The organism is Alkalihalophilus lindianensis (genome assembly GCF_032843265.1).
GTDB lineage: Bacteria > Bacillota > Bacilli > Bacillales > Bacillaceae_D > Alkalihalophilus > Alkalihalophilus lindianensis.
Window position 1 is genome coordinate 1 of the sequence record NZ_JAWJBA010000098.1, and the last position, 371, is coordinate 371.

Genomic DNA, 371 nt, shown 5'->3' on the forward strand with positions numbered 1-371 from the left:
GATTCCTGCGGCAGCTTCAAATCCATAAATATCTCGTACACATCACGTTTAGGTATAATATCGATACTTAAATTATCTAATTTTTGTTGATCTTTATATCCTATTTCAACCAGGGTTTTAGTTAAGCTGGCACCATCCAATTGAAGAAAGAAGAAAGGTTGCTTAGATTGACTTTGTTCCACAATGGGTTGAAGAACCGGCCCTGCAAAGATCCAAATATCCACCATATATTGATTTTTATTAACAATTTCGATTGCTTCTTCTGGATTTTGATAAATAAAAGGAAATATACGCAATTTCTCCTTATATTCTTCTGAAATTTCTAATACCATCTCAACAGTATTTTTAGGACCGACGATTCCTGCTTTTGT

At 33.7% G+C, this 371-nt stretch carries 1 pseudogene; it reads right to left on the bottom strand.

Annotated elements, in window-relative coordinates:
• A pseudogene (locus RYX56_RS21470) lies at positions 1–371 on the bottom strand (hypothetical protein); the annotation flags it as partial.